This window comes from Candidatus Methylomirabilota bacterium (genome assembly GCA_003104975.1).
In the GTDB taxonomy this organism is placed as follows: Bacteria; Methylomirabilota; Methylomirabilia; order Methylomirabilales; family Methylomirabilaceae; genus Methylomirabilis.
In genome coordinates, this window is the sequence record PQAM01000002.1 from 20,293 (window position 1) to 46,010 (window position 25,718).

Consider the following 25,718-nt stretch of genomic DNA (forward strand, 5'->3'; position numbering starts at 1 on the left):
TTACCCGGCCAAAGATGCCAGGCAGGCGAGGGTCTCTGTGGCCAAGGCGATCTTCTGCTCCAGATTGTTCATAATCGTCTCCATCGTACGGACCCTCAGCGGCAGTCCCTCGATAGCGGAACACAGGTCGGCATCGAGGCGATCCACGATGAGCAGGTCCAGGACATCATGATAGAGCCGGGCCACCGACAGGGCCGACACCTCATGACCGAGACCGGCCAGGAATTTGTCCGTGGGACCCTTCAGAGACCGGCCGCCCACGACCGGGCTGATCGCCACAAGAGGCGCCGTGGCGGTCCTCAGCGCTTCGCGGATACCCGGGACGGCCAGAATTGGCCCGATGCTGATGATCGGGTTACTGGGGCAGATGATGATCCCGTCCGCTCCTGCAATCGCCTCCAGCACACCGGGCGCCGGCCTGGACCGCTCGATCCCGTCGAAGGTAACCCCTCTCACTGCGTGCCGGGCCCCGTCGCGGACGAGGTAGGTCTGAAAGGGCTGCGGTCCATATTCGGTGAGGACGATCGTCGAGACCCGCTCATTCGACATCGGCAGGATCGTTGACCGGACAGCGAGCGCCCGTCGGATATGGTCGGTAACCTGGGCGAGTGTCATCCCCTCTTTCAATAAGGCGCTTCGATGCAGGTGGGTGGCCAGGTCGCGATCGCCGAGATGAAACCAGCCCTCTCGACCGTAGCGGCCAAGCCACTCCAGGGCATTGAAGCTGTCGCCCGTAATGCCCCATCCCCGCTCCTGATCGGCTACACCGCCCAGGGTATAGGCGACGGTATCGAGATCCGGGCAGAGGGTCAGATCGTGTAGGATCAGATCATCCGCCGTATTGACGACGACGGTCAGCTCGGTCGGATCCATCACCTGCGTCAGCCCAAGGAGCAGCTTCGAGCCGCCGATCCCGCCTGTCAGTGCCAGGATCATGACATGTGCTCCGGGAGGCCGGTAATCCTGATCCCTATCTCCTTCGCTCGATAGCGGCGCTTCAGGTCCAACAGCAGCACGGTCAGCCCCTCAACGGTTCCGGCATGGCGCGACGAACCGGCATCGATGGCGCGCAGACCGGCCTTCACCACCAGTTGGGCGGCAGCCCGCCTCGCCTCTGCATCATTGCCACAGATCAGGACATCGCAGTCAATCACCCGTCCCACGTCTTTCAACAGGTCAAAGCCGATATCCTGGAAGGCCGCCACCACCTTCACATTCGGCCCAAGAACCTCCTGCGCCTCCTGGAGAGCGGAATCGTAGTGCGGGGAAATCAGTCGTTCGCCGCTCCTGAGATCTCGTGCCACCGTGGTATCAATCAGGAGTTTGCCGCGCAACGCCTCCTTCACCTGTACCAACACAGTCTGGTGTGCGGTGCAGGGGACGGTGAGGACCGCAACCTCCGCTTCATGCGCGGCCTGCTCATTCGAGGTGCCACGGATGGTGGCTGCAGAAAGCAAGCAGTTGAAACGCTGCGCCGCGGCAGCCGCCCGTTCCGCATCCCGTGATCCGATGATGACCTCTTCGCCGGATGCGCCCCAGCGTAACGCCAGTCCGGACCCCTCTCGCCCTGTACCTCCAAGGATGGCGATCTTCACGTCGTTTCCCCTATCCTACCCCCTACACCCGACACCCTCGTCTCATACGTTCATACCTGAACGCATGAGAGGCGATCAGCGTCCGGTAGGAACCGAAGCGCGCCTCCGGATCGGCAAGGCGATCGAGTGGATCCACCGCTTCATCCACATCATCATAGCGTCGAAGACACTGGTATGTCGTGCTTCGCTGGGCCGGGGCGCGCCCGATCTCTCGAATCAGACGGCGCAATGCGGCAGGCAACATAAATTCTCCATACCGTGCGCCTGCCGACATCGAGATACTTTCGTTCATCAGCGTCCCGCCAACATCATTGGCCCCTGCCGTCAGCAGGTATTGAGCAAACCGCGGACCCTCCTTGACCCAGGATGCCTGGATATTCCTGAAGGTGGCGCCCAGCATCAGACGCGCCAGCGCATGCGCCTTCACCACCTCAGTACGTGTGGCGCCCTGGCGGACTCCCTGCACCACCCGATAACGCCAGATCGGCGCCTCATGATGGACCAGCGAGAGCGGCACAAATTCGGTAAACCCGCCGGTCGCCTTCTGGATGTCGCGCAGCAGCGCCATATGTCGGATCCAGTGGATCGGTTGCTCGATGTGGCCGTACATCATCGTCGCGCTGGTCCGGATCCCGAGGGCGTGAGCCGTCGTTACCACATCGATCCACTGGCGGGTCGAGATGCGACCGTGAGAGATGATGTCGCGGATCTCGTCGTCCAGAATTTCGGCCGCAGTCCCGGGAAGCGTATCCAGACCCGCCTCCTTGAGGGCCGAAAGATACGGCGCAATGGGGATGCCGGATTGTCTGGAGCCGTACAGGATCTCCTCGGGCGAGAAGGCGTGGAGGTGGATCGGAGGTACCGCCTGTCTGATGGTACGGCATAACTCGATATAGAACCGGCCGCCCGGTTGCGGCGGTAAGCCGCCTTGCACGCAGACCTCGGTAGCGCCAAGCCCCCAGGCCTCCTGCGTCCTTCGCGCAATCTCTGCGTGGGGCAGGAAGTAGGCGCTCGCGTCGTGGGGGTTCCGGCTGAAGGCGCAGAAGGCGCAGCGCTTGATGCAGATGTTGGTGAAGTTGATATTCCGGTTGACTACATAAGTGACGACATCCCCCACCTGACATTGCCGCATCGCATCGGCCGTCATAACCAGCGCGCGCAACTCGGGTCCTTGCGCCAGGGCGAGCCGTACTCCCCCATCAACAGAGAGCTCTCGCCCCTCCAGGACCCCCTCCAGCAGACGCGCCACATCCCGCTCAATCCGATCCAACGTCCTGGTCAGATCTTGATCGTCCGTACCAGGATCGTCAGGATTCACCCTGCTCGCCAGCATCTCCACTCCCGCTCCCCCCTAACCCCTAACCCCTAACCCCTGCCCTTTCGCGTATCCCGCCTCATCTACCAGCCCCATGATCCTGGATGCCAACGGCGCAGGGACGAAGCCATCTTTATGGACGATATATTCCGGATAGATCGGAAGCCGCTCCCGCAGCCGGTATCCGAGCATCGCCATCTCGTGACGCAGCGCCTCAATACTGGGCCACGGCGCCTCAGGGTTAATCTGGTCCGGCGTCACAGGTGAAATGCCGCCCCAGTCGTTGATCCCCGCAGACAACAGCAACGGATAGACGCCGGGGCTCAGATTCGGCGGCGCCTGCAGGTTCATATCCTGGCCGAAGAGCAACCGTGCGACCGCGACGGTCCTGAGCAGGTCAAAAACCGTCGGCTCAGGATGGTCTCGCATCGGGGTAGAGGGTTTCGCGCGGAAGTTCTGGATAATGACCTCCTGGATATGACCGAATCTCTCATGCAGCGCCCTGATAGCACACAGGGCATCGATCCGCTCCTCCAGGCGCTCGCCGATGCCGATCAGGATCCCGGTGGTAAAGGCGATCCGCAGGCGGCCTGCGTCCTCGATGGTCTTCAGTCGATGCAAGGGGTGTTTGTCTGGCGAGGCATGGTGCGGGCCCCCAGCCTGCATAAGCCGCGTACTCACCGACTCCAGCATGAGACCCATGCTGGCGGTCGAGTCCCTCAGGATGGCCATCTCCGCCGTATCCAGCGTCCCGGGATTGACATGGGGCAGCAGACCGGTCTCCGTCATCACCCGATCACACATCCGCGCCACGTACTCGATCGTCGTACGATATCCGCGCTCGGCCAGCGCCCGCCTTGCCTCCGTGAAGGCCAGTTCCGGCCGCTCGCCGAGGCTGAAGAGCGCCTCGGTGCATCCAAGGGCGGCGCCGGCAGCGGCAATGGTCAGGACCTCATCCGCCGTCATAAAGCCGTCGCCGAGTTCGCCGGGATCCCGGCGAAAGGCGCAATAGCCGCACCGATCGCGGCACAGACGGGTGAGCGGGATGAAGACCTTTTTCGAGAAGGTGAGTGTCCGCCCTTTGCCGTGGTCGCGCACGGCGGAGGCCAGCTCCAGGAGTCGCCGCAGGTGGTCCCCTTCGGCGCGAAGTAAGGAGACAGCCTGCTCGCCGGTAAGCGGCCGGCCGCCGTACGCCTCATCGAGGCAGGCCTGAATAGCCGACCTGGCCCCTTCTGACGACAATTGCCGATACGGGCGATCCCGCAGATCCTGATCTTTTTCCGGAAAGGGGGTCGGCCTGACGGTCGGTGACGCGTGCATCGGCCTCAGGACCCCTTGGGACGGCATCATAGGCAACTCCACGTTCGACGCGGCGTAGGCGCGCGGGAAGACCAAACGCGGACCTTATAGCATCGGAGATCGATTGCCGTCAATGCTGATCTGGGGACTTAGAACAGCAACAGACTTCGCAATCATGCGATGCTCCTGGTCATGCCTCGAAAGTCCCTCTCACGACCGTCATTGTGAGGGAGCGTAGCGATCGAAGCAATCCCACCGTTCTTCGCAACCTCAAGAACGCTGAGATTGCCGCGCTCCCTTCGGTCGCTCGCAATGACACATTCCTATCGCTGTTGTTGAAGGCGGAGGTTTTCCTTGCACATCCCGGTAGGCTCATTTAGAATTTCACAGAGGGTCTGATTGTGGTGACAGGTCAACATCACGCATTGCGGTCGCAATAAGGAAAAGGCGTATGATCCAGCAGTTAGTCAGAGATCTCCTGAAAGAGATCGGCGAAGATCCGGATCGAGAAGGACTGATCAAAACACCCGAACGGGTGGAGCGGATGTACGAGTTCTTGACGTCCGGTTACAGCAAACAGGTCGACCAGGTCCTGAATGAGGCGGTCTTCCAGGATAACTATGATGAGATCGTCCTGGTCAAAGATATCGATTTCTTCTCGCTGTGTGAACACCATCTGCTCCCCTTTTTCGGCAAGTGCCACGTCGGCTACCTGCCGAACGGCAGGATCGTAGGATTGAGCAAGCTGGTTCGGCTCGTGGAGATGTACAGTCGCCGACTCCAGGTGCAGGAGCGTCTGACCTCGGAGATCGCCAATGCGTTGCTCACGGCGCTGCGGCCGCGAGGGGTGGCCGTCGTCATGGAGGCCTATCACCTCTGCATGATGATGCGCGGCGTCGAGAAACAGAACAGCAGGGCCGTGACCTCCTCGATGCATGGAATCTTCCGAGAGCGGATCGAGAGCCGGAATGAGTTCATGCAGTTGATCCGGTCGCACGCGACATAATACGCCCTGAGTCCTTGTTGAAGTTCGCAGGGGGTCGATAACGGAGCGCTGCACGGTGCGGCTGTCCAGATTGACCGGAACCGCGTATTCCAGTATCATACGTATAAGATAACGAACCTTGGTGGGACAGGACCTACAACACATCGAGGGGTGTATGGGCGTTCACGATCATCATGCAGAGGCCAGGAAGGTGGGACCGGTCCGGTACGTACGGCTCAGTATTACCGATAGCCGCAAGTCGGAAGACGATCATTCGGGTCGACTGATTGAATCGCTCCTGAACGAGGCCGGGCACAGTCAGGTCGCGTCGATGATCCTGAAGAACGATTCCAAGGGACTGCGGGAGGTTATCAAGAAGTTGTGCGAAGAGGAGGTTGATCTGATCGTCATGACCGGAGGGACCGGGCTCAGCAAAAAAGATCAGACGATCGAAGCAGTCACCCCTCTGCTGGACAAGACGCTGCCCGGTTTCGGCGAGCTGTTCCGGAGCCTCAGCTTTCAAGAGGTCGGGAGCGCAGCCCTGATGAGCCGCGCGTTGTGCGGGACAATCAAAGGAAAGGTGGTCGTATGCCTGCCCGGTTCAGAGGATGCCGTCCGGCTCGCCCTGACGAAACTCCTGGTCCCGGAGGCACGACACCTCGTCTGGCAGGCAGCTCGGTAAGACGGACGAAGGAGTAGGAAATGGCAGAACAGGAACGGAAACAAAAGCGCGAAACCGGCGGTAGCCCACCGGAGGCGACAGCGCCGAATCCCGAAACGGTGAAAAAGGGGAAGAAGCTCAAGGAGGATCTCGACAAACTGATGGATGAGGTCGATGAGGTCCTCGAGGAAAACGCCGAAGAGTTTGTGAAGAGCTACGTCCAGCGGGGCGGCGAATAAACCCGGAGGGTAGTCTCGGTATGCCGATCTATGAATATCTTTGTTCGAACTGCGGCCGGGTGTTCGAAAAACTTGTTTTGAGTCGCAACGCCGTCGTCGAATGTCCGCATTGCCCAGGGGCGGCCGTCGAAAAGCAGTTTTCCGCCTTCAGCTTCAAAGGGGAACCGGGAAGCGTCGGTTCCGGTACGACGAGTGGCGGGGGCGGCGGCTGCGCGCCGGGCGGGTGAGCGTGCGCCTAACCTCGGCGTGACCGAGGTCTAATCGTCTACGAATTCGACACCCTGTGTACTACGCCTCGACCACCTCATCGGACCTGATAGGGTGAATCACCAGGCCGGTCAGGAGCTTGGGATAGAAAAAGGTTGATTTAGGCGGCATTCGAAGGCCGGCCCCGGCCACCGTCTGAACCTCAGCAATCTTCGTGGGATTGAGCAGGATCGCCGCTGCCCACTCATCTTTCTGAACCATTCGAACGGCCTCTGCGGCATCATGATGATAGCTGAGTCCATCTTCCGAAAGCTCACCCAGCCCATGCCGCGTCCACGGCCCCTCAATCAGCAGTCGCTGAACGATTGTGACATCCAATCGCCTGTAGACCGGGGGCTTATCGTCTTCCACATCCAACGCCCGTTCATCGGTGAGCGTGAGAAGGTAGGCGCGCTCCTCTCCACCGTACAGGCCGAAACAGTGGCTCCCCTCCTTCGCCTGTCGAAGACGGCTGAGCAGTGTCGACGCGGCGGCCTCGGGATCACGGGACACATCCACCCTTTCGACGGTGAATTGTGGGGATAGCTGGGCCAGGTATCCGTCCAGGCTACCGTCAGGCAGGTGTTTCAGCACGCGATGGATCGGAAGGATGACCAGCCCGTGGTCTTCGGCGCTGACCAGCGTCATCATGACATAGTTATACGGCCGTCGCTGAATCTGAAGAGGATCGCCCTGATCTTTCGCCCGCATGAGATCGCGGAAGGCCAGCGCCGTCTCATACCGATGATGACCATCCGCGATGAAAAGGGGCGTCGACGCACACTCCGCCTGAAGTCTGTTGATCACCGCGCGATCCTGGCAGATCCAGACGCGATGCCGAATCCCGTCCCAATCACACAGATCAATGGCCGGTTTCGACTCCTTGGCGACAGCCGCCAGCCGATTCAACTCGTGGAAACGACCAGGATAGATGCCGAAGACCGAGCTCAAGTTCGCGTGGCAGGCCTGCATCAGACGCAGCCGATCCGCCTTGGCGGCCCCCAGGGTTCGCTCATGCGGGAAGACCGTACGACTATCGAACTCCTCCAGGCGAACCAGTGTGATCAGCCCGGATCGCACAAATTCTCCAACGCCGGCAAGCCGAAAGTTCTGTTGATAGAGGTAGAGGGCGGGGGCAGGGTCACGAACCAGCGCCTGCTCGGCTTGCCACCGGCGGAGGTAGTCGCCCGCGCGACTGTATTGGTTCCGTACGGCGTCGTCGTCCGGCAGCGTCTCGCCAAGAATCAAGCGGATGACATTGTGCGTATGGCGGGCGTGAAAGGCTTGTTGTCCTTCCGGTGAGATGACATCGTACGGCGGAGCCATCACCTGGCTCAGCTCTCCTACACGCTCAGGATTGTATCGTAATCCCCTGAAGGGCGCGATCACGGCCATAGGTTCCTCCCGATCTTCATCATCGAGGTGAGGCGAGTGGGTTTCGAACGCCCTTCTATTAGCATGGCCACCGTCGTTGTCAAGTCAAAACCGACGTGCTACCCTCGACCGGATGGATGGGCTTCAAGATACGCGACCAGAACGCCAAGGGGGTGGGCAAGAACAGATGCAACATGCGCGATACGCGACCGTACTGTTCGTAAATCTGAGCACAGGCAGGATCACAACCCATCGTCTCCGGCCTGAGATTCCCACACGCTACCTGGGCGGAAGCGGGCTTGGGGTCAGGCTTTTGATGGAGCTGTGCGATCCGGTGATCGATCCTTTCGATCCGCACAATCCCCTGATCTTTGTCCCGGGCCTGTTGACCGGGACGTTGATCCCTGGCGCGACCAAGACCTCGGTCGTTGCCAAATCGCCCCTGACCGGGATCTTCGGCGAGTCCTCGGTCGGCGGATCGTGGGGGGCCGAGTACCGCTTTACCGGATTCGATGCCCTGGTCATCAACGGCGCCGCCCATGAGCCGGTCTATCTCTGGATCAACGATGATCAGATCCAGATTCGCCCGGCCGGACACCTGTGGGGAAAGGACACCTTCGAGACCAATGCGGCCGTCCTCGCTGAAACCGACCCTGAGGCCAAGGTCGGATGCATCGGGCCGGCCGGTGAGGCCCTGTCCTGGTTGGCAAGCATTCTGTTCGAAGGCGAGATGGCCCGCGCCGCAGGCCGGACCGGTATGGGCGCCGTCATGGGCAGCAAACGTCTGAAGGCCATAGCGGTCAAAGGCACCCGCGGGGCGCCGGTCGCCGAACCACGAGCGCTTCTCGAATGGTCGGCGTCGGAACATCACAACCTTCCGGCCAAGTTCGGTCACTTTACCCGGTACGGGACGTCGGCCTCGATTGAGGTCCATGAGGAGCGTGGCGCCGTCGGAATCAAGAACTTTGCCTCCGGCGATTTCAAGGCGCAGGCAGCCCGCATCAGCAGCCCCGCCATTCGGCAACCATACGCGCATAAGCCGGCATCATGCATCGGCTGTCCGATTCACTGCTGGGTGACGCTCGCGTCCGAGACCACGTTCAGCCGCAGCCCCGAGTACGAGACCGCCGGATCGTTCGGCGCCATGTTGCTGAACGATGATCCCGATTCGATTATCAGGGCAAACGAGTCAGCCAACCGGCTTGGTCTTGATACCCTCTCGCTCGGCAACACCATCGCCTTCGCCATCGAGGCGTTCGAGCGCGGACTGATCGACCGAACGCTGACGGGCGGTCTCGATCTGAAGTGGGGGGATCCGAAGACACTCCTCGTCCTCATCGAGCAGGCGGGTCGACGGGAAGGGATCGGCCGCCTCCTGGCAGACGGATCGCGCGCCGCCGCGCGGCAACTCGGCCCGGACGCGCTCGCGCTGACCGTCGAGGTCAAGGGGTTGGAGGTGCCGATGCACGACCCCAGGGCCTTCTGGTCGAGTGCGCTGAACTATGCCTGTGCCAGTCGGGGCGCCTGCCACCTGGAGGCGGTCGCCTTCGCCGTGGAAAGCGGCGTCCCCCTCCCGGAGTTCGGATACAGCAGTCGATTGAGCCCCTACTCGCCTGACGGCAAGGCCGTGCTGGTCTCTCAGATGCACGACCTGATGGCGCTGTACAATGCCACAGGGATGTGCAAATTCTTTCTCCGGGCGATCGGCGGGCCGGTCTGGCTCGCGAAGGCGCTTAATATGGCGACCGGCCGGGAGCTGTCATGGCAGGAGTTGATGACGATCGGCGACCGGATCTTTACGCTGAAGCGCCTCTTCAACGTCAGGGCAGGTATCAGCCGAGCCGACGATACGCTTCCGGAACGGATCGCCACATTAGATCGAAACAGCAGGCACCAGGCTGTACCCGTGGACGCATTTCAGCAGATGCGCACAGAGTATTACAGCCTTCGAGGATGGGATCAGGACGGCCGTCCGACGGCACAACGACTGGCCGCCCTGGGTCTGCTGGAACCTGAGGGGCTCTTCATTGACTGAGGACGTTCGACCTATTCGGATTACCCTGCGCATTCCCAGGGGTGTCGGCCGCTGCCACCAGCTCACAGACGAGCGCGTCGCCGTTGAGGCGCTATCCGGCGTCACCGTCTTAGATCTGATCAGGCAAGCGGGGCTTCCGGAGTTCGAATTCGGAATTGCCGTGGTCAACGGCAGCCGTGAACTGCTCAGCTACCGACCCATGGACGGTGAGACGATCGAACTGCTGCCGATCATCTCAGGCGGGTGAGGCCAGCCCGGTGTACAGTTCCGGTCGGCGTTCTTGCAGGAAGGGCCAGATCCCCCTGACGGTCTTTACCCACTGCAGGTCGATCTCTGCCAGGACGATCCCCTCGTCGGCGCCACTCGGCTCCACCACAAAGTCGCCGTTCGGATCGACGCAAAAGCTCTTGCCATAAAACGGTAACTCGCCGTCTCCGGCCACGCGGTTGACCCGGAAGACAAAGACGCCGTTGTAGACCGCGCTCCCGACAAGCGCCCGCTCCCATTTGGCGTGTGACGCAACGATCGAGGCGGAGGTCGGCGCACAGATCACCTCGGCGCCCTGAAGCGCCAGCAGCCGCGACCCTTCGGGAAAGAAATTGTCCCATGAGATCTGGACACCGATGGTCGCATATCGGGTATGGAACACGGGAAATCCCTGGTTCCCAGGCTGGAAATAGAACCGTTCCTGATAGTTCGAAAGCTGCGGGAGGTGATTTTTCCGGTATCGACCGATCAGCGTCCCGTCGGCATCATACACGAGGGCGGTATTATAGTGGGCCCCGTCGGTCCCACGCTCAAAGATCGGCGCAACCACCGCCACCTGATGCTCGCGAGCGAATGCGGCGATCTTTTCACTCAACGATCCCGGAACCGGCTCGGCCGTCGCGAAGTGCGACGGATCGACCTCGTAAGGAAACCAGGGCCAGGCAAAGCATTCCGGAAAACAGACGATCTGCGCCCCCCGTTCGGCGGCGATCCTCCCTAACCCGACCGCTCGCTCCAGATTTGTGCCAGGATCGGGCCCGCCGGCCATCTGGATGCCGGCCATCGTCAGTATGCTGTCATTCATTCCCATTCCGAGTGCTTGATTGGATTAATACCCGGACGTCATTCCCGCAGTCTTTAAGCGGGAATCCATTGATTGTACTGGATACCCGCTTTCGCGGGTATGACGGCTTATGTACGCTAACTTTCGCAATGAAGCACTAGACCAACCGAAAAATCGGCCCATACGGCCGCATCGCGTCAAAGATCACCGGATCATCGATCGCCGCCTCTCGTCCCTCCGGAACGACGAGACGGGCGGTAATCCTCAGCCCCTCATCCAGGTCGATGACGGCGATATGGTACGGCTCCTGTCCTTGAAACACCGTCGGCGGTACCCGGATGATCGTAAAGGAGACGAGGGTGCCTCGACCGATCAGATTCACCGACCGGATCGCGGACGACCCACAGCGCCAGCAGCGGCGTTGCGGTCGCGTCGACAGGCTGTGGCAGTCGTCGCACGCAAACGCCTCGAATGAGGCCATCTCATCGCCGCTTCAGGATATGGACCGTACTGACCGCCCCGGTTCCACCAAGGTTGTGGGCCAGGCCGATCTCGGCACCCTTGACCTGATTGACAGCATCGCCCCGCAGTTGCGCAACGATTTCATAGATCTGGGCAAGGCCGGTCGCGCCTACCGGATGCCCCTTGCTGAGCAGGCCGCCGCTCGGATTGGTGGGAAGTGTGCCGTCGAGTGCTGTCAACCCTTCGGCGACGGCCGCCCCTCCCTTTCCCTTTGCGACGAACCCGAGATCTTCGATGGCCGTGATCTCGGCGATGGTAAAGCAGTCGTGGACCTCGGCCACATCGATATCGCCGGGCGCAACGCCGGCCTGTCGGTAGGCCTGCTGTCCGGCGACCACTGAAGCCTCAAAGGTCGTCAGATCCGCCATCTCAAACAGCGTGGCGGGGCCTGTGGCATGCCCTGAGCCGATGACATCGACCGATCGATCGGTGAACTCGGCCGCCAGATCGGCCGCGCACAGAACCGCGGCGGCTGCGCCATCGCTGATCGGGGTACAGTCGTACAATCGAAGGGGATCGCAGATCAGTCTCGATTCCAGCACCTCCGCCATGGCCACCGGTTTCTGAAAGTGGGCCTTCGGATTCACGGCGCCGTTGGACCGATTCTTGACCGACACCATCGCCACCTGCTCGCGCGTTGTCCCATGCTGATACATATGCCGCCGCATGACGATCCCGAAGGTGCCTGGGAAGGTGAGACCCAGCCGCATTTCGCTGTCGGCGTCGCCGGCCGATGCCAGCGCCTCGGTCACCGCCCCGGTCTCCGCCGACGTCATCTTCTCAACGCCCGCAACCAGGACAATGTCACACAGACCGGATGCGATCATCAGCACGCCGTGGCGGAATGCAATCCCGGATGAGGCGCAGGCCCCCTCGACCTTCGTGCATGGAATCGGCCCAAGACCGAGTCGATGTGCAACGATCGGGGCCAACGATCCCTGATGGGCCAAGGCCTCAGAGACAAAGTTCCCGAGGTAGAATGCGTCGATCGGGCGACCGGGAACCTGTGCGTCGCTCAGAGCCCCCTCACAGGCCTGCAAGGCGAGGTCGATGATGCCGATGCTGTTCTGCTTTCCAAACGGCGTACAGCCGATGCCGATGACCGACACCTTGCGCATCACGATTCCAATGTCATTGCGAGCGACCAACGGGAGCGCGACAATCTCACCGTCGTTGTCTTGAAAGACTGTGAGATTGCTTCGGCTACGCCTCGCAATGACGTCGGTAGGGGGGACGTCCTAAACAAACGATCTTATACAGTCTTGAGACTATCACCGTCAAGCGCCGCAGCACTTCTTGTATTTCTGTCCGCTGCCGCAGGGGCAGGGGTCATTCCGTCCGATCTTTTTGCCGACGACCTTGATCGGCGCGGTTGCGGCGGCGGGGCGCAGGGATCGTTCTGCCGGTTTGGGCTGCGGCGCCGGCTGAGGATGCAGAGGATGATCACTATCACCATCCCCGCCGGCGGCGGCAGGCGCCTCGTGGGCGCCCGCAAACGCAAGGGCTTCGGCCGGGGCTACTTGAACCCGGTAGAGATACTCGATCGTCTGCTCCTTGATCCGATCGACCATCACCTCGAACATCTGGAACCCTTCGCGTTTATATTCGACGAGCGGGTCTTTTTGACCATATCCCCGAAGTCCGATCCCCTCCTTCAGATGGTCCATCGCCAACAGGTGGTCTTTCCACTGTCCGTCCACGACCTGCAACATAACCATCCGCTCGAGGTACCGCATCAATTCAGAGCCGAACTTCGCCTCCCGCTCCTCATAGGTCTTGAGGACCCGCTCCTCCAGGCTCTCACGCAGCGATGCGACCGTCATCGACGCGATCTCCTCCGGCGGCCACGACACCTCCAGATCGAACTGTCGCTTGATCGCCTCGGTCAGGCCGGCCAGGTCCCACTGTTCGGGATAGGTCTCCGCATCGGCATGGAGCGACAGCAGCCCCTCGATCACCTCGTCCCGCATCTCGGCCAGGGTATCCTGGAGACCCTCTCCCTCCAGGATCTTGCGGCGCTCGGCGTAGATGATCTTTCGCTGCGTGTTCATGACGTCGTCGTATTCAAGGAGATGCTTGCGGATCTCGAAGTTGTGGGCCTCCACCCGCTTCTGGGCCGTCTCGATCGCGCGGGTCACCATGCTGTGCTCGATCGGCTCCCCCTCCTCCATCCCCAGCTTCTCCATAATGCCGCTGATGCGGTCGGAACCGAACAGTCTGAGGAGATCATCCTCAAGCGCCAAATAGAACCGGGATGAGCCGGGATCGCCCTGACGGCCGGCGCGCCCGCGAAGCTGATTGTCGATGCGACGGGCCTCATGCCGCTCGGTCCCGATAATGTGGAGCCCCCCCAGGGCCACGACCTGCCGATGTTCAGCCTCAGTCTCCCTGCGAACGGCGGCCAGCGCCCCGGCGTACTCCTCGACGTTGACCGACAGATCCAGCAGGCCGTAGTGCTGCATCTGACGGACCTCTTCGAGCGTATCGGCCAGTGTCTGAGGATCGACCGCATCATCGATGGTCTCACCGCGCCGCAGTAATTCCGCCGCCAGGAACTTCGGATTGCCGCCCAGGAGGATATCGGTCCCTCGGCCGGCCATATTGGTGGCGATGGTCACCGACTTCAAGCGGCCGGCCTGGGCCACGATCTCCGCCTCCCGCTCGTGGTGCTTGGCGTTCAATACCTGATGAGGGATCCCCTTTCGCTTCAGCAGGCCCGACAGCCTTTCATTCTTCTCGATCGAGGTCGTCCCCACCAGAACCGGCCGGCCGGTGTTGTACGATTCGGCGATCTCCTCGACGACCGCATCGTACTTTTCCGCCGTACTCTTGTAGATGACGTCCGGATGGTTGGTCCGGACCATCGATCGGTTCGTCGGGATGACCATGACATCGAGGTTGTAGATCTGGGCGAACTCCGCCGCCTCGGTATCGGCCGTTCCGGTCATCCCCGCCAGCTTCTGGTACATACGGAAATAGTTCTGAAACGTGATGGTCGCCAGGGTCTGATTCTCCCGCTCGATCTTGACCCGCTCCTTCGCCTCAACCGCCTGATGGAGCCCGTCGCTCCACCGTCGCCCGGACATGAGGCGGCCGGTAAACTCATCGACGATCACCACCTCACCGTCTTTGACCACATAGTCCACGTCCCGCTTGAACAGCACATGGGCCCTCAACGCCTGCTGGACGTGATGGACGAGATCCATGTGGGCCGGGTCGTAGAGGTTCTTCACCCCCAGCAGGCCCTCTACCTTGGCGACGCCGTTTTCGGTCAGTGCGACAGACTTGGCTTTTTCATCGACGACATAATCCCCGGACGTCTGGGCCTCAGCCTCGTACATCTTGCCGCCGACAATCGTCGCGCCCTGTTTCAATCGGGGAATGATCCGGTCGATCTGATAGTACTTTTCGGTCGATTCCTCCGCGGGTCCGGAGATGATGAGCGGCGTCCGGGCCTCATCGATCAGGATGGAGTCCACCTCGTCTACGATGGCATAATGCAGGTCCCGCTGGGCGAAGTCTGCCGCGGAAAACTTCATGTTGTCCCGCAGATAGTCAAACCCATATTCATTATTGGTCCCGTAAGTAACATCGGCCCCATAGGACCGCTTGCGGGCCGCGTCGTCCATGTCGTGTTGAATCAGACCCACCGAGAGTCCCAGGAACCGGTAGATCCCGCCCATCCACTGACTGTCGCGCTTGGCCAGATAGTCGTTGACCGTCACGACGTGGACACCCTTCCCTTCCAGCGCATTCAAGTAGACGGGCAGTGTGGCCACAAGCGTTTTCCCTTCTCCGGTCGCCATCTCTGCGATCTTCCCCTCATGCAGGACGATGCCGCCAAGCATTTGAACGTCGAAATGGCGCATGTTCAGTACGCGATGTCCGGCCTCCCGTACGACGGCGAAGGCCTCGACAAGCAGCTCGTCGATGGTCGCTCCGTGCGCAATCCGCTCCCTGAACTCGGTCGTCTTGCCGCGAAGGTCGTCGTCAGAGAGCGCCTTCATCGCCGGCTCAAGCTCATTGATCGCCGTGACCATCGGCCTGATTCGCTTGAGTTCTCGCTCGTTCTTGGTTCCGACAACCTTGGATACCAACTTCATAAACATCGTTGAGTCCTCTCCTCCTGAATGATCGGAATTTCACGCGGATGGTACCATAGAAGCGGCATGCCTTCAATCCGAAAGCGACGCGTCATCCGGGGGGTACGTAGACGATGTCGGGGGGAGGGATGTGTAAATCGCCAATAGAAAACCCCTGGAGAATCGATCTCCAGGGGTATATACGCGTAGGCCGCCGCCAAAGAATCGGGGCGCTATCCGGCCGACTCACCGCTTCCGAGCGATTTCACCGTCTCCGAATCGATGACATACTTGGTCGGATCAACAGACACCTCGTTGACCTGAATCTCATAGTGCAGGTGAGGCCCGGTCGCGCGGCCCGTTGCCCCCACCAGGCCGATCACATCGCCTCTTCTCACCCGCTGGCCCTGCGTAACCTTTTCCTGTTGCAGGTGAGCGTAGAAGGTAGAGATCTTGTTGCCGTGGTTGATTGAGACGGCGTTGCCGAAACCGCCAAGCGGCCCTGTGTACGTGACGACCCCGTCGGCGGGGGCGATAATCGGTGTCCCAAGGCTGTTTGCGATGTCGACGCCTTCATGGATCTCTCGCCGCCCGGTAAAGGGCGACCGTCGCTCGCCGAACCCGGTCGTCAGCCACCCCTTGACCGGCCAGATCGTCGGGGTAGAGGCCAACAGACTCCGTTTCGCCTCGAGCGCCCCCAGGAGACCCCGAAAGCTCTTGTTGCGGTCATGCATTTCACGGCTGAGGCGGTCAATCTCGCCACCCAGATCGTCGGCCCTGACCTTTGTTGTCGAGCCGACCGGTGAGGTCTGCTGTACAAGCGCCGCCGTCATAAGGGCGCGCGAACTCACGGTATCCGCCCCGCCCATGCTGAACACCGCGTTCTCTACGCTCTTCACCTCCAACCCGGCAGCCGTTCGTAAACGGACGTCGAATTCCCGGAGTTGCGCCATTTGATTCTGGAGTCGTTCAAACCTCTGCAGGAGGTCCACCTGCTCGCTTGATATTGTTCGGAGCTGTCGGAGCTCCAGTATCTGACCGGTACGGCTGACCGTTTGATAAATCAGAAACAAGAAGGTCACAAAGAACAGGCCTGCGGTGACGGCCAGCGCACCGAGAAGCGGTTTCGCGATATGAAATCTTCGGATATGGGAACCGGCGTCGGGAAGGACAAGGACGGTATAACACTTCTTTGCCATCGTGCCGAATCCTTTCCTGTGTTATTCCAGTGATGATCCGCAGAGAAACGATGAACAGGGAGGGGAGAAACGCCTTTTTATATCAGGGACAACGGGTAGGTGTCAAGCGTTTTTCGTTCCTCAGCGAACATGCCTTGACGGGGTCTCGACCTCGGAATTACGACCGAAAGATGAAATAGACCGCGCCGCACAGGCATAACGCCGCCCACAGGTAATCGAGTTTAAGCGGCTGGTTCATGTACAGGACGGCGAACGGCGCAAACACCGATAACGCAATCACCTCCTGCATGATCTTGAGCTGCGATATGCTCAGTTGCGTATAGCCGATACGATTCGCGGGGACCTGGAGCATATACTCAAAGAGCGCAATGCCCCAACTCACCAACGCGGCGATATACCACTGACGATCGTGCAGGTTTTTCAGATGGCCGTACCACGCGAATGTCATGAAGACATTAGAAAGCGCCAGTAACAGCCCCGTACGAAGAAGCACCGGCATACAGTCTGTCCCTCCACAAAGTCATGATTAACACAATTAGGTATTCTCTCTTAGCTCTTCTACTGTACTCTGCATCAGAATATCTCGAATCTCCCCCGGCTGACGGGCCATTGCCCAGCGCCAGCGTCCAAACCCGCCGTGCGCGTTGACGGCCTGCGCCGTGTGCAGGTTCTTGAACTCGCGCTCGGCGAACGGCGCTAGCCCCTGACGGACCAGCTCCATCGCCTTGCCGACACGTTCCTGGTTCGTGATGGCCATTGGGCGACTCCCTTATCCCAGATGGGCGACATCGACGTCACCCCAGTGTTGTTTGAGGTACTCCGCCACGAGCCGGCGATGACAATGGTGTGGCTTGTCCTCGCTGCACAGCAGGCAGCCATCCGCAACCACGTCCTTGGGCACCGAGTCTTCGATGCGCCGCTGTGTCATCAACTCAAGGAAGCGCGCCTCATAGGTTTTCCAGTCGCCACGCTGCTTCTTGTACGCGTCCAGCATCTCCTGGGTCGGCGCCAGCTCCGGCAGATGAACATAGTCCATCCCGCAGATCTCCTTCAGGAAATAGGCGAGGTCATCCTTCTTCGCGAAGCCGGCAAGCTGCGACACCTTGTTGAGGCGGACATCCACGATGCGCTTGGCTCCCGACGCACGCAGCAGCTCGAAGAAGCGCCGGGCCGTCTTCTTGGTGAACCCGATGGTGAACAGCCTCATTGCCCTTCTCTCGCAGCTCCGGCAGCCAGTTTCTCGTCCACGTACGCAACCCGCGCTTCCTGGCGTGCAAGAGCCTCGGCGAGCAGTTGCTGTCTTGATCGGAAGAGGTCCTGACGAGGCACTCCAACCAAGTCCAGCAGCCTCGACATCGCGTCCCCGTGCGCTTCCAGTCGGCCATCGGCCAGTATGTGCGCTACCGGGACACCGAGGTCGTCGAGAGTACGCGCCACCAGCAGTGTGCGGTGACACTCTAACGGTTCCTTCTCGGCGCACATGAGCGCAATGCGGTGCTCCTGCGCCCCGCGGATGACGCGTTCGATGCCGCAGCGAAACAGCTCCGTCCGCGCCAGCCGCTCATACTGCACGCGGCCGTGCTCGTAGCACGACGGATCGTCCGATCGTGCACCAAGTTCGCGACCCAGGAACACGTACATGATACCTTCCGCCTTCAAGCTGCGTTGGAGGGCGTCCTTGTTGTACTGGGGATTGAAACGACTGAAGGGCGCTGAGCGTACGTCGGCCAACGCGGTCACGCCGTGCAGCTTCAGCAGTGCCACAAACGCCTCCAGAGAGTGCGTGGAGTGCCCAATCGTGAGCACCGGATATTGCATTTCGCTCACGCTGCAGTTCCTCCGCCGTGCTCGATGATGGCCGCAATGAGCTCGTAGCAGGCGTCGTTGTGCGGCTCGCCGAGGCTGACCGTCAAGAAACACTCACCGAGCTCGGTACCAGCAACGCAGCGGCCCTGGAGCTTGCGTGAGTTGGCAAGGCACACGATGCGTTTGACTGTCGCCATGAGCTACTCCTCCATCTCACCGAACAGGCCGGCCTGCTCGGGTCTCGGCTTGCCGCCCTCGCGCGCGAGACGGACGATCTCGGGCCAGCTCTGCACGAGGCCGTCGTAGCTGAGAGCCCCCTGCAAGTGACGAGTAACCAGTGGCGAGTGACTGGTGGTTACTAACCATTATCTGCTAGCCACTCACAAGGATGTCGCGAATGTCCCCAGGCCGCTGGACCACCGCCACGCGCCAGCGCCCACCGCCAGACGCCAGCACATAGCCTGCCAAGCGGCGACCTTCCGCCAGATCAAAAGCCTTTGTCTCGCGGTCGTAGCGCCAGTGGCGCGCGGGCCCTTCGTAGGGGGAGTGAATGATCAGGCGTGTCGATGATAGTCCGAGGCATCGCGGTTGCGGTTTCCTGCCTCAGGCCGCCTGTGGGACCGACTCGAACAGCAGCCGGCAAATGTCGATCTCCGGCGCCCGCTTTGAGAGGTATAGCATCTCGATTCCGATAACGCGATCCTGCTCGTCGTAATCCACGATGATCCCGGGCGAGACCTCATCGGAACGGCTGGCGGGCGCTTCACTGAGGGTCAGGTATAGCGCGTCAGCGTGTTGATCCACTTTGAGTCTTCATGGGATGCTCCAGCACCTTCAGGCTCTCGATGCCCCGGTCGTCCACGATCTTGACGGCCACGCGCTTGTGGTCGCCCGCCTCGCAGGGCAGCGAGACCGTTCCCCGGTAGGTTTTGATCCGCTCTTCGTCAATCTCGGCCTTAAGGTTCTTGGCAAGTTTCGCCCAGCCGATGTTCCTCGCCCGCGCTGAGCGGCGTGCCAGTGAAGCCGCTCAGCGCATTGCCTTCAGTAGCTCACGCAGACTCAACACACGTGGGTAAGCTGAGGTTCTGCCGAGCGACCCAACCTTCCGATAGCTGCGACGGGACTCGAAGTCTTTAAGGACGCCTTGTAATTTCGCCCCATCGGCGGGCAGGTAGAGGATGCCCTCGGCGTGGTAGGCGGCGGGTTCATCCACTCGGCTGCCGCGCCGGGCCGATGTCCCAGCTTTCTCCAACATGGTGTGCTGCGCGGTGAACCGGACTTCGGCAAAGCGCAGGAAGATGAGGCCAAGAATCGGGCCTGAGTATTCCTGCGCCTTGAGGCCCGAGTTCGCGCGGAACTGCTCGGCGGAATTCCAGAGGCGCTTTTTGAGTGTCGCGGCGGCGGTGTCTTTCTCGGAAGGAGCTATCCAGAACATGAAGTCAGGGGTTCCATTCTAGAGTCACGTAAGTTGGAGTGAGTGGGCTGCGCCATGATGCAGGCCACTCTGTCGATCTCGCTCTCTCGTACCCGCGCGGGATTCGCCGAACGCCTCCCTGTGTTGCCAAGCGTGCTAATGCAAAGCTAATCAGCGCGCGCTGTTTTTGCGCGCGGCCGTGTTGAGCGACGCGTTATGCGTGATGTCTTCTGGGCCAGTGCGAGCAGACCGGCAAGCGCTTCGTTTACTGCTTGCGACGTGGGAAATGCCTTAGCGATGGCCGGTTCTAAGAGTGCCACAGAAGTTCCTGCGGCAACTTCCGCGTAGAATTTTCCTCGTTCCAGTCTTGCGAAATCGGAACGCTTGTACTCGGAACGCATTTCGTCTTTAACCTTCTTCATAGAGTGTCCTTTCACCGCGTGTTACGCGGCGTGCGGTGATGATTCGAATCGCCCCGGGCCGATACGTATGAGACACCGCAAGCAGGCGGCCCAGACTCGACGTTCCAAACGTAATGTACCGCGATTCCCCGACCGAGTGTTCAGGGTCCGGGCCTGACAGCGCAAGCCGATCTAGGAATACCGAGCCAGCTTCGTCAAAGGATACGCCGTGCTTGCGAAAATTAATCACGGCGTTATGCGGATCCCACTCGAGCTTCATAGCGATTCGCGGCTCCGAGAGCTACGCATAGCTATGGAGTAGATTAGTTAGCCTCTTCCCGCTAATGAGTTTTGCATGTATGGGCGGATTCTATAATCGTATTCAGCAGTTAGCAAGCGATTTATGGACTACGCGTACTCAAATAAACACTTCGAGGCTTATCGGCATATTTCCTGGATTCCGGCTCGCGCCCGCTTTGCGGGCTTGGCCGGAATGACGGCAAAGGTATGTAATGAATTCCGGGAGGAGGGCACTATTACTACTCACACCTTCGGGCTGTCCGTGAGGATGCCAGGCATCGCACAGGTATCACTGCGCCGAAAGCCCCCCTCACCCACACCCTCTCCCGCAAGTGGGGGCGAGGGGAAAAGGGGGGGCATGCTCATCCCCACATCCCGGACGCCTGGATATTGCGAGGAGAAGTCGAAGCAATCTCATGATCTTTCAGGACAACAACGGTGAGATCGCCGCGCTCCCAGTGGTCACTCGCAATGATAGAGTCGGGAGGCTATTATGACCATGGGTACGGTGCCAGTATATGGGGTGGCTGGACGAACTATCTGTGTTTAAGTAGTTCTTCAACGGTGAGACCGATGTCCTTTGCTATTTGCCGTAACAGGATGGGAGAGATGTCTCGACCTGCATGGAATTATACGGTCGTACATCGTCCATCCGGGTGCCGATACTGCTTATGCGATCCCCTTTGGCGTACCTCCACAAACCCCAGCCGCTCCAAGATTGCGGCCACTTCTCTGGATTTCAGAACCGGGGACTTCCCCTTGTCAGGCAATCACGACCTCTTGCGTGCCGACAAACTCCGCCTCCAACCTCGGCTCGCCGTCTTCGAGCAGCATTGTGATAACTTCGCGCAGATCGCGACGCAACTCATCGAGGGTTTCTGCCTGTGTATGAGCGCCAGGGAAACCTGGCACGTAGCCGACATACAAGCCCGTGTCGGGACACCTTTCCACAATTGCCGTAAAAGTTCTCATCCCTACCTCTGCTCCAATTTAATCATATTGTTATTGGGCCATCTCATGCCTAATAAAAGCGCGAGCCGACTGGTCATCGGTGAGCGTCGGCTTCTTCGGCGACCTCCGTGTCATAGGAACTCCTCGCGCAGCAACTCTCCGGGCGTCACAGGGTTGAGCTTACGCATGGTTTCCTCGGTTGATGGCAGCTCACAGTCTCGGAATTATACCACGCAAGCCGCCCTAAAGCTGGACCCCCAGTTTTTGCAACGCCAGCACCATCAGGAGATAGCCGGCCACCGTCAAACCGATGGAAACAGACAGGCCGACAAAGAAGTTGATGCCGCTTCGCAGCAGAATCGGGAGAGTGACAAACAGCAACATCGAGGGGATAACCAGCCAGAAGATGCTGTGCACAAGCCCTGCCACCTTGTCGACATCTCGGGTATCCAGGTACAGCCAGACCATGGCCAAGACCGACACCAGCGGGACCGAGGCCAACACCGCCGCAGCCAAGGAACTTCGCTTGGCCACTTCGGAGATGGCGACGACCAACGCGCAGGTCACGATCAGTTTCGTCAGATAGTACACAGCGCCGCCTCCGATCAACGCTCACTTCGCGGCGCCGGTCGAGGTTCGGCCTTTCATGAGAAAGGCATCGATGAACGGCTCGATCTCGCCGTCCAGGACCTTATCGACATTGGAGGTCTCCAGCCCTGTCCGATGGTCCTTAATGAGTTGGTACGGCGCGAGGACGTAGGATCGGATCTGACTACCCCAGGCAATCTCTTTCTTTTCGCCTTCAAGCTTGGCCAGGTCCTTTTCCTGCTCCCGTCGATAATGGTCGTACAGCCGCGCGCGGAGGACCTTCATCGCCATCGCCTTGTTCTTGTGCTGCGACCGCTCATTCTGACAGGAGACGACGATCCCCGTCGGCAGGTGCGTGATCCGCACCGCCGAGTCGGTGACATTCACATGCTGCCCGCCGGCCCCGCTGGAGCGGTAGGTGTCGATGCGCAAGTCCTTGTCGTCGATCGCCACCTCGATGGTGTCATCAATCTCGGGAAACACGAACACCGACGCAAAGGAAGTGTGACGCCGATGGCTGGCATCGAACGGCGAGATCCGCACCAGACGGTGAACCCCGATCTCCGCTTTCAGACGGCCGTAAGCATACCGGCCCGTCACCGTCACCGTGGCGCTCTTGATCCCCGCCTCTTCTGCAGGGAGCAGGTCGATGATCTCGGTCTTGTAGCCGCCGGCCTCCGCCCAGCGCAGGTACATCCGCAGCAGCATCTGCGCCCAATCCTGCGACTCGGTCCCGCCGGCGCCGGGATTGATCGAGAGGATCGCATTGCCGGCGTCGTATTCTCCGGCCATAAAGGTCGTGAGTTCGAGCCCGGCAATCCGGCGTTCAAGATTCTCGAGCGAACTTCCGAGCTCCTTCATCGCCTCCGGGTCTTCTTCCTCCCGCAGCAGTCCTAGCAAGACCGTCAGCTCGTCGAGTTCGCCCCCTATCGTCTCCAGTTGGTCGACCGTATCCTTGAGCGCGCGTTGCTCCTTCATGATCTCCCGGGCCCGTGAGGCATCGGCCCAGAATTCCTGCGAATGGAGCATCTCTTCGATCGCGGCCAGGCGCGACTGTTTTCCCGTCACGTCAAAGATAGTCTCGAAGATTGTGCAACTTGTCCTTCAGACCATCAAGCGTACGCGCGAACTCCGCAATCATCGTATCCTCCTCTGTGAAGTGACAGCCGAGATCGAAGCGATCCCGACGGTGTTTCTGGTCCACGCGACCAGGAATACGGCCGCAACAAAGATGATACAGATCCACGCAAAGAGATCGCCATAGCGAGTGTAAAACGTTTGCGCCCGCTCTGCGCGAATCTGCTCTGCAATGACGGCAGGCGCAAAGATATCCGAGGCGCGCACGATCCGACCGTTCGGATCCACAATAGCGGAAATGCCCGTATTGGCCGCTCGAACCAGATAGCGACGGTTCTCGACGGCTCGAAGGACGGCCATCGCCAGGTGCTGGACCGGGGCAGCCGATCGACCGAACCACGCATCGTTGGTAATGTTGACGAGAAACTCCGCCCCCTCAACGACGTATCGTCGAACCTGATCCGGAAAGATCACCTCATAACAGATCGTCGTTCCGAACCGGCCGCCCGGAATGTCAAACACGGTGTAGGACCGACCCCCTTCGAAGTCACCGATTCCATACGCCAGTTTGTTGACAAAAAACAGAAGCGATTTGAGGGGGACATACTCCCCAAAGGGTACCATATGTATCTTATCGTATCTACCGAGGAGTTCCCGACGTGGCGAGATCAGAAACGCGCTGTTGCGATATCGTGTCCCTCCGTCGGCGGCCGTAGAGGGCTCTGCGTCCGGGCTGCCCACCAGGAGATAACTTCCGGTTTCAGCCGCGATATCCATGACGCGGTTCAGCAATACCGGTTCGTATCGAAGAAAGAATGGAACGGCGGTTTCGGGCCATACAATGAGGGTTGGGGCGGCCTTTGCCGCCTCCTGACTGAGACGACGATACTGCTCGATGGTGGCGGCCTGCATCGCCGGATCCCATTTCAGCGCCTGGTCGATATTCCCTTGAACGACGGCAACATCAAGTGTCGGCTCGACATTGTCCGGCGCGGAACGTCCTGTGCCGAGCGCCGTCGAAGCCGGCGAAAGGAGTCTGGGGGATCCCCACAGGGCCAGGACAACGATACCGGCCACGCCGATGGCTTGCAGACGGTGTGATGCGCCTCCAACCGTCTGGGTCAACAGGGTGTTGATAAGCGCGACAATAAACGACAGGCCGTATACGCCTGCAACCGTGGCAATCGGCAAGAGTACACCGTGCCGGTATTGCGTGTAGCCAAGAAGGATCCAGGGAACACCCGTCAGCGCGTAGGTCCGCAGGTATTCCAAACCGACCCAGAAGGCCGGCAGAACCAGCAGGTACAGGGGCCACGGTGCCCTCGACAACCAGGCGGCACCCATCGCGAATACGCCAAGGTACAGGGCAAGGTAGGCCGCCAGTAGAACCAGCGCGAGCATACTGATCGCAAACGGCACACCACCATATGCCATCATCGAATTCGTTACCCAGGAAATGCTGATCAGATAAAAGAGTAACCCCGTTAGCGTCCCCAGATAGAAGGCTCGAGCCGGCGGCCGGCCTCGAACAGCCCACAGTAATGGGACCAGGGCGACGAACGCCAGCCATCCGAGATCCGGCGTGGGAAACGCAAGGATGAGGAATCCTCCGGACAGTGCGGCCAGCAAGATCGATATCATACCCACCCTGCAAGGGCCGCCACATAGAGGATCGGCGCGGTAAAGAGGAGGCTGTCGATTCGATCCAACAGACCGCCATGACCAGGGATCAGCGCGCCGGTATCCTTCACCCCGAAACTTCGCTTCAGCATCGATTCGCACAGATCACCGAGCTGACCCATAACCCCCAGCCCTACGCCCATTCCCACCACCTCAACAATTCCCAACCCCTCCCAGAACCAGAACGCGACCAGACCGGAGGCCAATACCGAACAGAGCAGTCCGCCTACGCCCCCCTCTACGGTCTTGCGCGGGCTGATCGAGGGGCAAAGCAGCCGCTTGCCCATCATTGAACCGACATAGAACGCCCCCGTGTCCCCCGCCCAGGTGACGAACACGAGATAGAAGATATAGATTCGTCCCAGTTCCATGCTCCGCAGGAGCGCCGGAAAGCTCAGGAGCCCCGCGACATACATCAGGCCGAACAGCGTGATGGCCCCCCGCGACACGGCCTGCTTCTGGTCCGCCCCGCCCAGGAGTCCGATGAGCAGCAGAACAATCATCCCCGCGAAGGCCGCGATCAACCAGGGCGCCGGCGCTCCGAAAAACTGCAGGCAACTCAGCGCAACACCGCATCCCATCCCGAGGACCGTGAACGGCTGCCAACCGCCGGCCCTGGCCATCCCGTAGAACTCATACAGTCCAACCAGGATCGCACACACCACCAGGACAAAGAAGTGCAGGGCGGTTCCGAACTGGACCAGCAGAAGAAAAGCCGGAAGGAGGACGGCAGCGCTGAGGATCCTTTTCAGATGCATCCACCGACCTTGAACGCCTGTGTTCGCTCTCTGGATCGTCGCGCCGCCCTGGCGGGCATATCGGTATAGTGATGAGTGGTTAGTGGATAGTAGATAGTGGATAGTGATCGGCAGCTATGACCGAACGTACGATCACTGGC

General features: G+C 60.2%; 29 protein-coding genes and 3 pseudogenes. 6 read left to right on the top strand and 26 right to left on the bottom strand.

Annotated elements, in window-relative coordinates; all coding sequences use genetic code 11:
• From C3F12_00685 to cofG, 4 genes are read right to left on the bottom strand one after another with little or no spacing between them, the layout of a single operon-like run.
• On the bottom strand, nucleotides 1-936 hold the full coding sequence (locus C3F12_00685) for a 2-phospho-L-lactate transferase (protein PWB48795.1): 936 nt from the start codon (nucleotides 934-936) through the stop codon (nucleotides 1-3).
• Complete coding sequence (npdG, locus tag C3F12_00690; GenBank protein PWB48796.1) at nucleotides 933-1,595, bottom strand: NADPH-dependent F420 reductase; 663 nt, start codon at nucleotides 1,593-1,595, stop codon at nucleotides 933-935. Before npdG ends, C3F12_00685 begins: the two co-directional genes overlap by 4 nt.
• A 22-nt stretch (nucleotides 1,596-1,617) precedes the next feature.
• Entirely contained in the window at nucleotides 1,618-2,928 is a 1,311-nt protein-coding gene (cofH, locus tag C3F12_00695; GenBank protein PWB48797.1) for a 7,8-didemethyl-8-hydroxy-5-deazariboflavin synthase subunit CofH, read from the bottom strand.
• Between the two features lie 18 nt (nucleotides 2,929-2,946).
• The gene (cofG, locus tag C3F12_00700; protein ID PWB48798.1) at nucleotides 2,947-4,260 is read right to left on the bottom strand and encodes a 7,8-didemethyl-8-hydroxy-5-deazariboflavin synthase subunit CofG; all 1,314 of its coding nucleotides are present in this window, start codon (nucleotides 4,258-4,260) and stop codon (nucleotides 2,947-2,949) included.
• A gap of 400 nt (nucleotides 4,261-4,660) precedes the next feature.
• On the opposite strand from cofG, the gene folE reads away from it, so the two are divergent.
• The 4 genes from folE (at nucleotide 4,661) to C3F12_00720 (ending at nucleotide 6,321) form a co-directional block, all read left to right on the top strand.
• Nucleotides 4,661-5,215 carry a GTP cyclohydrolase I FolE gene (folE, locus tag C3F12_00705; GenBank protein PWB48799.1) on the top strand — a complete coding sequence of 185 codons (555 nt, stop codon included), beginning with the start codon at nucleotides 4,661-4,663 and terminating at the stop codon, nucleotides 5,213-5,215.
• A 154-nt stretch (nucleotides 5,216-5,369) separates the two neighbouring features.
• Entirely contained in the window at nucleotides 5,370-5,876 is a 507-nt protein-coding gene (locus C3F12_00710) for a molybdenum cofactor biosynthesis protein (protein PWB48800.1), read from the top strand.
• 20 nt (nucleotides 5,877-5,896) lie between these two features.
• A complete protein-coding gene (locus tag C3F12_00715) occupies nucleotides 5,897-6,094 on the top strand; it encodes a ubiquitin-like protein Pup (protein PWB48801.1) in 198 nt (65 codons plus the stop codon).
• Between the two features lie 20 nt (nucleotides 6,095-6,114).
• Nucleotides 6,115-6,321, top strand: coding sequence for a zinc ribbon domain-containing protein (locus C3F12_00720; protein ID PWB48802.1), 207 nt, complete (start codon nucleotides 6,115-6,117; stop codon nucleotides 6,319-6,321).
• Between the two features lie 61 nt (nucleotides 6,322-6,382).
• Here C3F12_00720 and C3F12_00725 read toward each other — a convergent pair whose 3' ends face one another.
• Nucleotides 6,383-7,735, bottom strand: a complete 1,353-nt coding sequence (locus tag C3F12_00725) for a DUF1015 domain-containing protein (GenBank protein ID PWB48803.1) — start codon at nucleotides 7,733-7,735, stop codon at nucleotides 6,383-6,385.
• A 112-nt stretch (nucleotides 7,736-7,847) separates the two neighbouring features.
• Between C3F12_00725 and C3F12_00730 the strand changes: the two genes are divergently transcribed.
• Nucleotides 7,848-9,749: an aldehyde ferredoxin oxidoreductase gene (locus C3F12_00730; GenBank protein PWB48804.1), complete on the top strand. Its 1,902-nt coding sequence runs from the start codon at nucleotides 7,848-7,850 to the stop codon at nucleotides 9,747-9,749.
• Nucleotides 9,742-9,996 carry a hypothetical protein gene (locus C3F12_00735; GenBank protein PWB48805.1) on the top strand — a complete coding sequence of 85 codons (255 nt, stop codon included), beginning with the start codon at nucleotides 9,742-9,744 and terminating at the stop codon, nucleotides 9,994-9,996. The genes C3F12_00730 and C3F12_00735 overlap by 8 nt, the downstream gene beginning before the upstream one ends.
• Here C3F12_00735 and C3F12_00740 read toward each other — a convergent pair.
• The 21 genes and pseudogenes from C3F12_00740 to C3F12_00840 all read right to left on the bottom strand — a co-directional run bounded on the left by C3F12_00740 (nucleotide 9,985) and on the right by C3F12_00840 (nucleotide 25,578).
• Nucleotides 9,985-10,827 carry an acyltransferase gene (locus C3F12_00740; GenBank protein ID PWB48806.1) on the bottom strand — a complete coding sequence of 281 codons (843 nt, stop codon included), beginning with the start codon at nucleotides 10,825-10,827 and terminating at the stop codon, nucleotides 9,985-9,987. The two genes, C3F12_00735 and C3F12_00740, sit on opposite strands and share 12 nt — an antisense overlap.
• A gap of 130 nt (nucleotides 10,828-10,957) precedes the next feature.
• Nucleotides 10,958-11,281, bottom strand: a complete 324-nt coding sequence (locus tag C3F12_00745) for a hypothetical protein (GenBank protein PWB48807.1) — start codon at nucleotides 11,279-11,281, stop codon at nucleotides 10,958-10,960.
• 1 nt (nucleotide 11,282) lies between these two features.
• Nucleotides 11,283-12,440: an acetyl-CoA acetyltransferase gene (locus C3F12_00750; protein ID PWB48808.1), complete on the bottom strand. Its 1,158-nt coding sequence runs from the start codon at nucleotides 12,438-12,440 to the stop codon at nucleotides 11,283-11,285.
• A 159-nt stretch (nucleotides 12,441-12,599) separates the two neighbouring features.
• The gene (locus C3F12_00755) at nucleotides 12,600-15,431 is read right to left on the bottom strand and encodes a preprotein translocase subunit SecA (protein PWB48809.1); all 2,832 of its coding nucleotides are present in this window, start codon (nucleotides 15,429-15,431) and stop codon (nucleotides 12,600-12,602) included.
• A 206-nt stretch (nucleotides 15,432-15,637) separates the two neighbouring features.
• Nucleotides 15,638-16,603, bottom strand: coding sequence for a hypothetical protein (locus C3F12_00760; protein PWB48810.1), 966 nt, complete (start codon nucleotides 16,601-16,603; stop codon nucleotides 15,638-15,640).
• Nucleotides 16,604-16,760: 157 nt separating this feature from the next.
• A complete protein-coding gene (locus C3F12_00765) occupies nucleotides 16,761-17,102 on the bottom strand; it encodes a hypothetical protein (protein ID PWB48811.1) in 342 nt (113 codons plus the stop codon).
• A gap of 36 nt (nucleotides 17,103-17,138) precedes the next feature.
• Complete coding sequence (locus tag C3F12_00770) at nucleotides 17,139-17,360, bottom strand: hypothetical protein (GenBank protein PWB48812.1); 222 nt, start codon at nucleotides 17,358-17,360, stop codon at nucleotides 17,139-17,141.
• 12 nt (nucleotides 17,361-17,372) lie between these two features.
• Entirely contained in the window at nucleotides 17,373-17,810 is a 438-nt protein-coding gene (locus C3F12_00775) for a hypothetical protein (GenBank protein PWB48813.1), read from the bottom strand.
• Entirely contained in the window at nucleotides 17,807-18,421 is a 615-nt protein-coding gene (locus C3F12_00780; GenBank protein ID PWB48836.1) for a hypothetical protein, read from the bottom strand. The genes C3F12_00775 and C3F12_00780 overlap by 4 nt, the downstream gene beginning before the upstream one ends.
• A gap of 5 nt (nucleotides 18,422-18,426) precedes the next feature.
• Nucleotides 18,427-18,606, bottom strand: coding sequence for a hypothetical protein (locus C3F12_00785; GenBank protein ID PWB48814.1), 180 nt, complete (start codon nucleotides 18,604-18,606; stop codon nucleotides 18,427-18,429).
• Nucleotides 18,607-19,012: 406 nt separating this feature from the next.
• A complete protein-coding gene (locus C3F12_00790) occupies nucleotides 19,013-19,213 on the bottom strand; it encodes a hypothetical protein (protein ID PWB48815.1) in 201 nt (66 codons plus the stop codon).
• Nucleotides 19,197-19,394: pseudogene (locus C3F12_00795) on the bottom strand (hypothetical protein). Before C3F12_00795 ends, C3F12_00790 begins: the two are co-directional and overlap by 17 nt.
• A 183-nt stretch (nucleotides 19,395-19,577) precedes the next feature.
• A pseudogene (locus tag C3F12_00800) lies at nucleotides 19,578-19,844 on the bottom strand (hypothetical protein).
• A gap of 146 nt (nucleotides 19,845-19,990) precedes the next feature.
• Nucleotides 19,991-20,245, bottom strand: coding sequence for a hypothetical protein (locus C3F12_00805; GenBank protein ID PWB48816.1), 255 nt, complete (start codon nucleotides 20,243-20,245; stop codon nucleotides 19,991-19,993).
• Nucleotides 20,232-20,504, bottom strand: a complete 273-nt coding sequence (locus C3F12_00810; GenBank protein PWB48817.1) for a hypothetical protein — start codon at nucleotides 20,502-20,504, stop codon at nucleotides 20,232-20,234. The genes C3F12_00805 and C3F12_00810 overlap by 14 nt, the downstream gene beginning before the upstream one ends.
• Before the next feature lie 556 nt (nucleotides 20,505-21,060).
• Nucleotides 21,061-21,252 (bottom strand): annotated as a pseudogene (locus tag C3F12_00815) (toxin-antitoxin system, toxin component, HicA family protein).
• 34 nt (nucleotides 21,253-21,286) lie between these two features.
• On the bottom strand, nucleotides 21,287-21,496 hold the full coding sequence (locus C3F12_00820) for a hypothetical protein (GenBank protein PWB48818.1): 210 nt from the start codon (nucleotides 21,494-21,496) through the stop codon (nucleotides 21,287-21,289).
• A gap of 222 nt (nucleotides 21,497-21,718) precedes the next feature.
• Nucleotides 21,719-22,066, bottom strand: coding sequence for a hypothetical protein (locus C3F12_00825; GenBank protein PWB48819.1), 348 nt, complete (start codon nucleotides 22,064-22,066; stop codon nucleotides 21,719-21,721).
• A gap of 21 nt (nucleotides 22,067-22,087) precedes the next feature.
• Complete coding sequence (locus C3F12_00830; GenBank protein PWB48820.1) at nucleotides 22,088-23,152, bottom strand: peptide chain release factor 2; 1,065 nt, start codon at nucleotides 23,150-23,152, stop codon at nucleotides 22,088-22,090.
• Nucleotides 23,153-23,200: 48 nt separating this feature from the next.
• Nucleotides 23,201-24,781, bottom strand: coding sequence for an apolipoprotein N-acyltransferase (gene lnt / locus C3F12_00835; GenBank protein ID PWB48821.1), 1,581 nt, complete (start codon nucleotides 24,779-24,781; stop codon nucleotides 23,201-23,203).
• Complete coding sequence (locus tag C3F12_00840) at nucleotides 24,778-25,578, bottom strand: phosphatidate cytidylyltransferase (GenBank protein ID PWB48822.1); 801 nt, start codon at nucleotides 25,576-25,578, stop codon at nucleotides 24,778-24,780. The genes lnt and C3F12_00840 overlap by 4 nt, the downstream gene beginning before the upstream one ends.
• Nucleotides 25,579-25,718 lie beyond the last annotated feature (140 nt).

Excerpts from the sequence above, each read along its gene's own strand:
- C3F12_00685 (PWB48795.1), bottom strand. The coding sequence starts at position 936 with ATGATCCTGGCACTGACAGGCGGGATCGGCGGCTCGAAGCTGCTCCTT.
- cofH (PWB48797.1), bottom strand. The coding sequence starts at position 2,928 with ATGCTGGCGAGCAGGGTGAATCCTGACGATCCTGGTACGGACGATCAA.
- cofG (PWB48798.1), bottom strand. The coding sequence starts at position 4,260 with ATGATGCCGTCCCAAGGGGTCCTGAGGCCGATGCACGCGTCACCGACC.
- folE (PWB48799.1), top strand. The coding sequence starts at position 4,661 with ATGATCCAGCAGTTAGTCAGAGATCTCCTGAAAGAGATCGGCGAAGAT.
- C3F12_00710 (PWB48800.1), top strand. The coding sequence starts at position 5,370 with ATGGGCGTTCACGATCATCATGCAGAGGCCAGGAAGGTGGGACCGGTC.
- C3F12_00715 (PWB48801.1), top strand. The coding sequence starts at position 5,897 with ATGGCAGAACAGGAACGGAAACAAAAGCGCGAAACCGGCGGTAGCCCA.
- C3F12_00720 (PWB48802.1), top strand. The coding sequence starts at position 6,115 with ATGCCGATCTATGAATATCTTTGTTCGAACTGCGGCCGGGTGTTCGAA.
- C3F12_00725 (PWB48803.1), bottom strand. The coding sequence starts at position 7,735 with ATGGCCGTGATCGCGCCCTTCAGGGGATTACGATACAATCCTGAGCGT.
- C3F12_00730 (PWB48804.1), top strand. The coding sequence starts at position 7,848 with ATGGATGGGCTTCAAGATACGCGACCAGAACGCCAAGGGGGTGGGCAA.
- C3F12_00740 (PWB48806.1), bottom strand. The coding sequence starts at position 10,827 with ATGGGAATGAATGACAGCATACTGACGATGGCCGGCATCCAGATGGCC.
- C3F12_00745 (PWB48807.1), bottom strand. The coding sequence starts at position 11,281 with ATGGCCTCATTCGAGGCGTTTGCGTGCGACGACTGCCACAGCCTGTCG.
- C3F12_00750 (PWB48808.1), bottom strand. The coding sequence starts at position 12,440 with ATGCGCAAGGTGTCGGTCATCGGCATCGGCTGTACGCCGTTTGGAAAG.
- C3F12_00755 (PWB48809.1), bottom strand. The coding sequence starts at position 15,431 with ATGTTTATGAAGTTGGTATCCAAGGTTGTCGGAACCAAGAACGAGCGA.
- C3F12_00760 (PWB48810.1), bottom strand. The coding sequence starts at position 16,603 with ATGGCAAAGAAGTGTTATACCGTCCTTGTCCTTCCCGACGCCGGTTCC.
- C3F12_00765 (PWB48811.1), bottom strand. The coding sequence starts at position 17,102 with ATGCCGGTGCTTCTTCGTACGGGGCTGTTACTGGCGCTTTCTAATGTC.
- C3F12_00770 (PWB48812.1), bottom strand. The coding sequence starts at position 17,360 with ATGGCCATCACGAACCAGGAACGTGTCGGCAAGGCGATGGAGCTGGTC.
- C3F12_00775 (PWB48813.1), bottom strand. The coding sequence starts at position 17,810 with ATGAGGCTGTTCACCATCGGGTTCACCAAGAAGACGGCCCGGCGCTTC.
- C3F12_00780 (PWB48836.1), bottom strand. The coding sequence starts at position 18,421 with ATGCAATATCCGGTGCTCACGATTGGGCACTCCACGCACTCTCTGGAG.
- C3F12_00785 (PWB48814.1), bottom strand. The coding sequence starts at position 18,606 with ATGGCGACAGTCAAACGCATCGTGTGCCTTGCCAACTCACGCAAGCTC.
- C3F12_00805 (PWB48816.1), bottom strand. The coding sequence starts at position 20,245 with ATGAAGAAGGTTAAAGACGAAATGCGTTCCGAGTACAAGCGTTCCGAT.
- C3F12_00810 (PWB48817.1), bottom strand. The coding sequence starts at position 20,504 with ATGAAGCTCGAGTGGGATCCGCATAACGCCGTGATTAATTTTCGCAAG.
- C3F12_00820 (PWB48818.1), bottom strand. The coding sequence starts at position 21,496 with ATGAGAACTTTTACGGCAATTGTGGAAAGGTGTCCCGACACGGGCTTG.
- lnt (PWB48821.1), bottom strand. The coding sequence starts at position 24,781 with ATGATATCGATCTTGCTGGCCGCACTGTCCGGAGGATTCCTCATCCTT.
- C3F12_00840 (PWB48822.1), bottom strand. The coding sequence starts at position 25,578 with ATGCATCTGAAAAGGATCCTCAGCGCTGCCGTCCTCCTTCCGGCTTTT.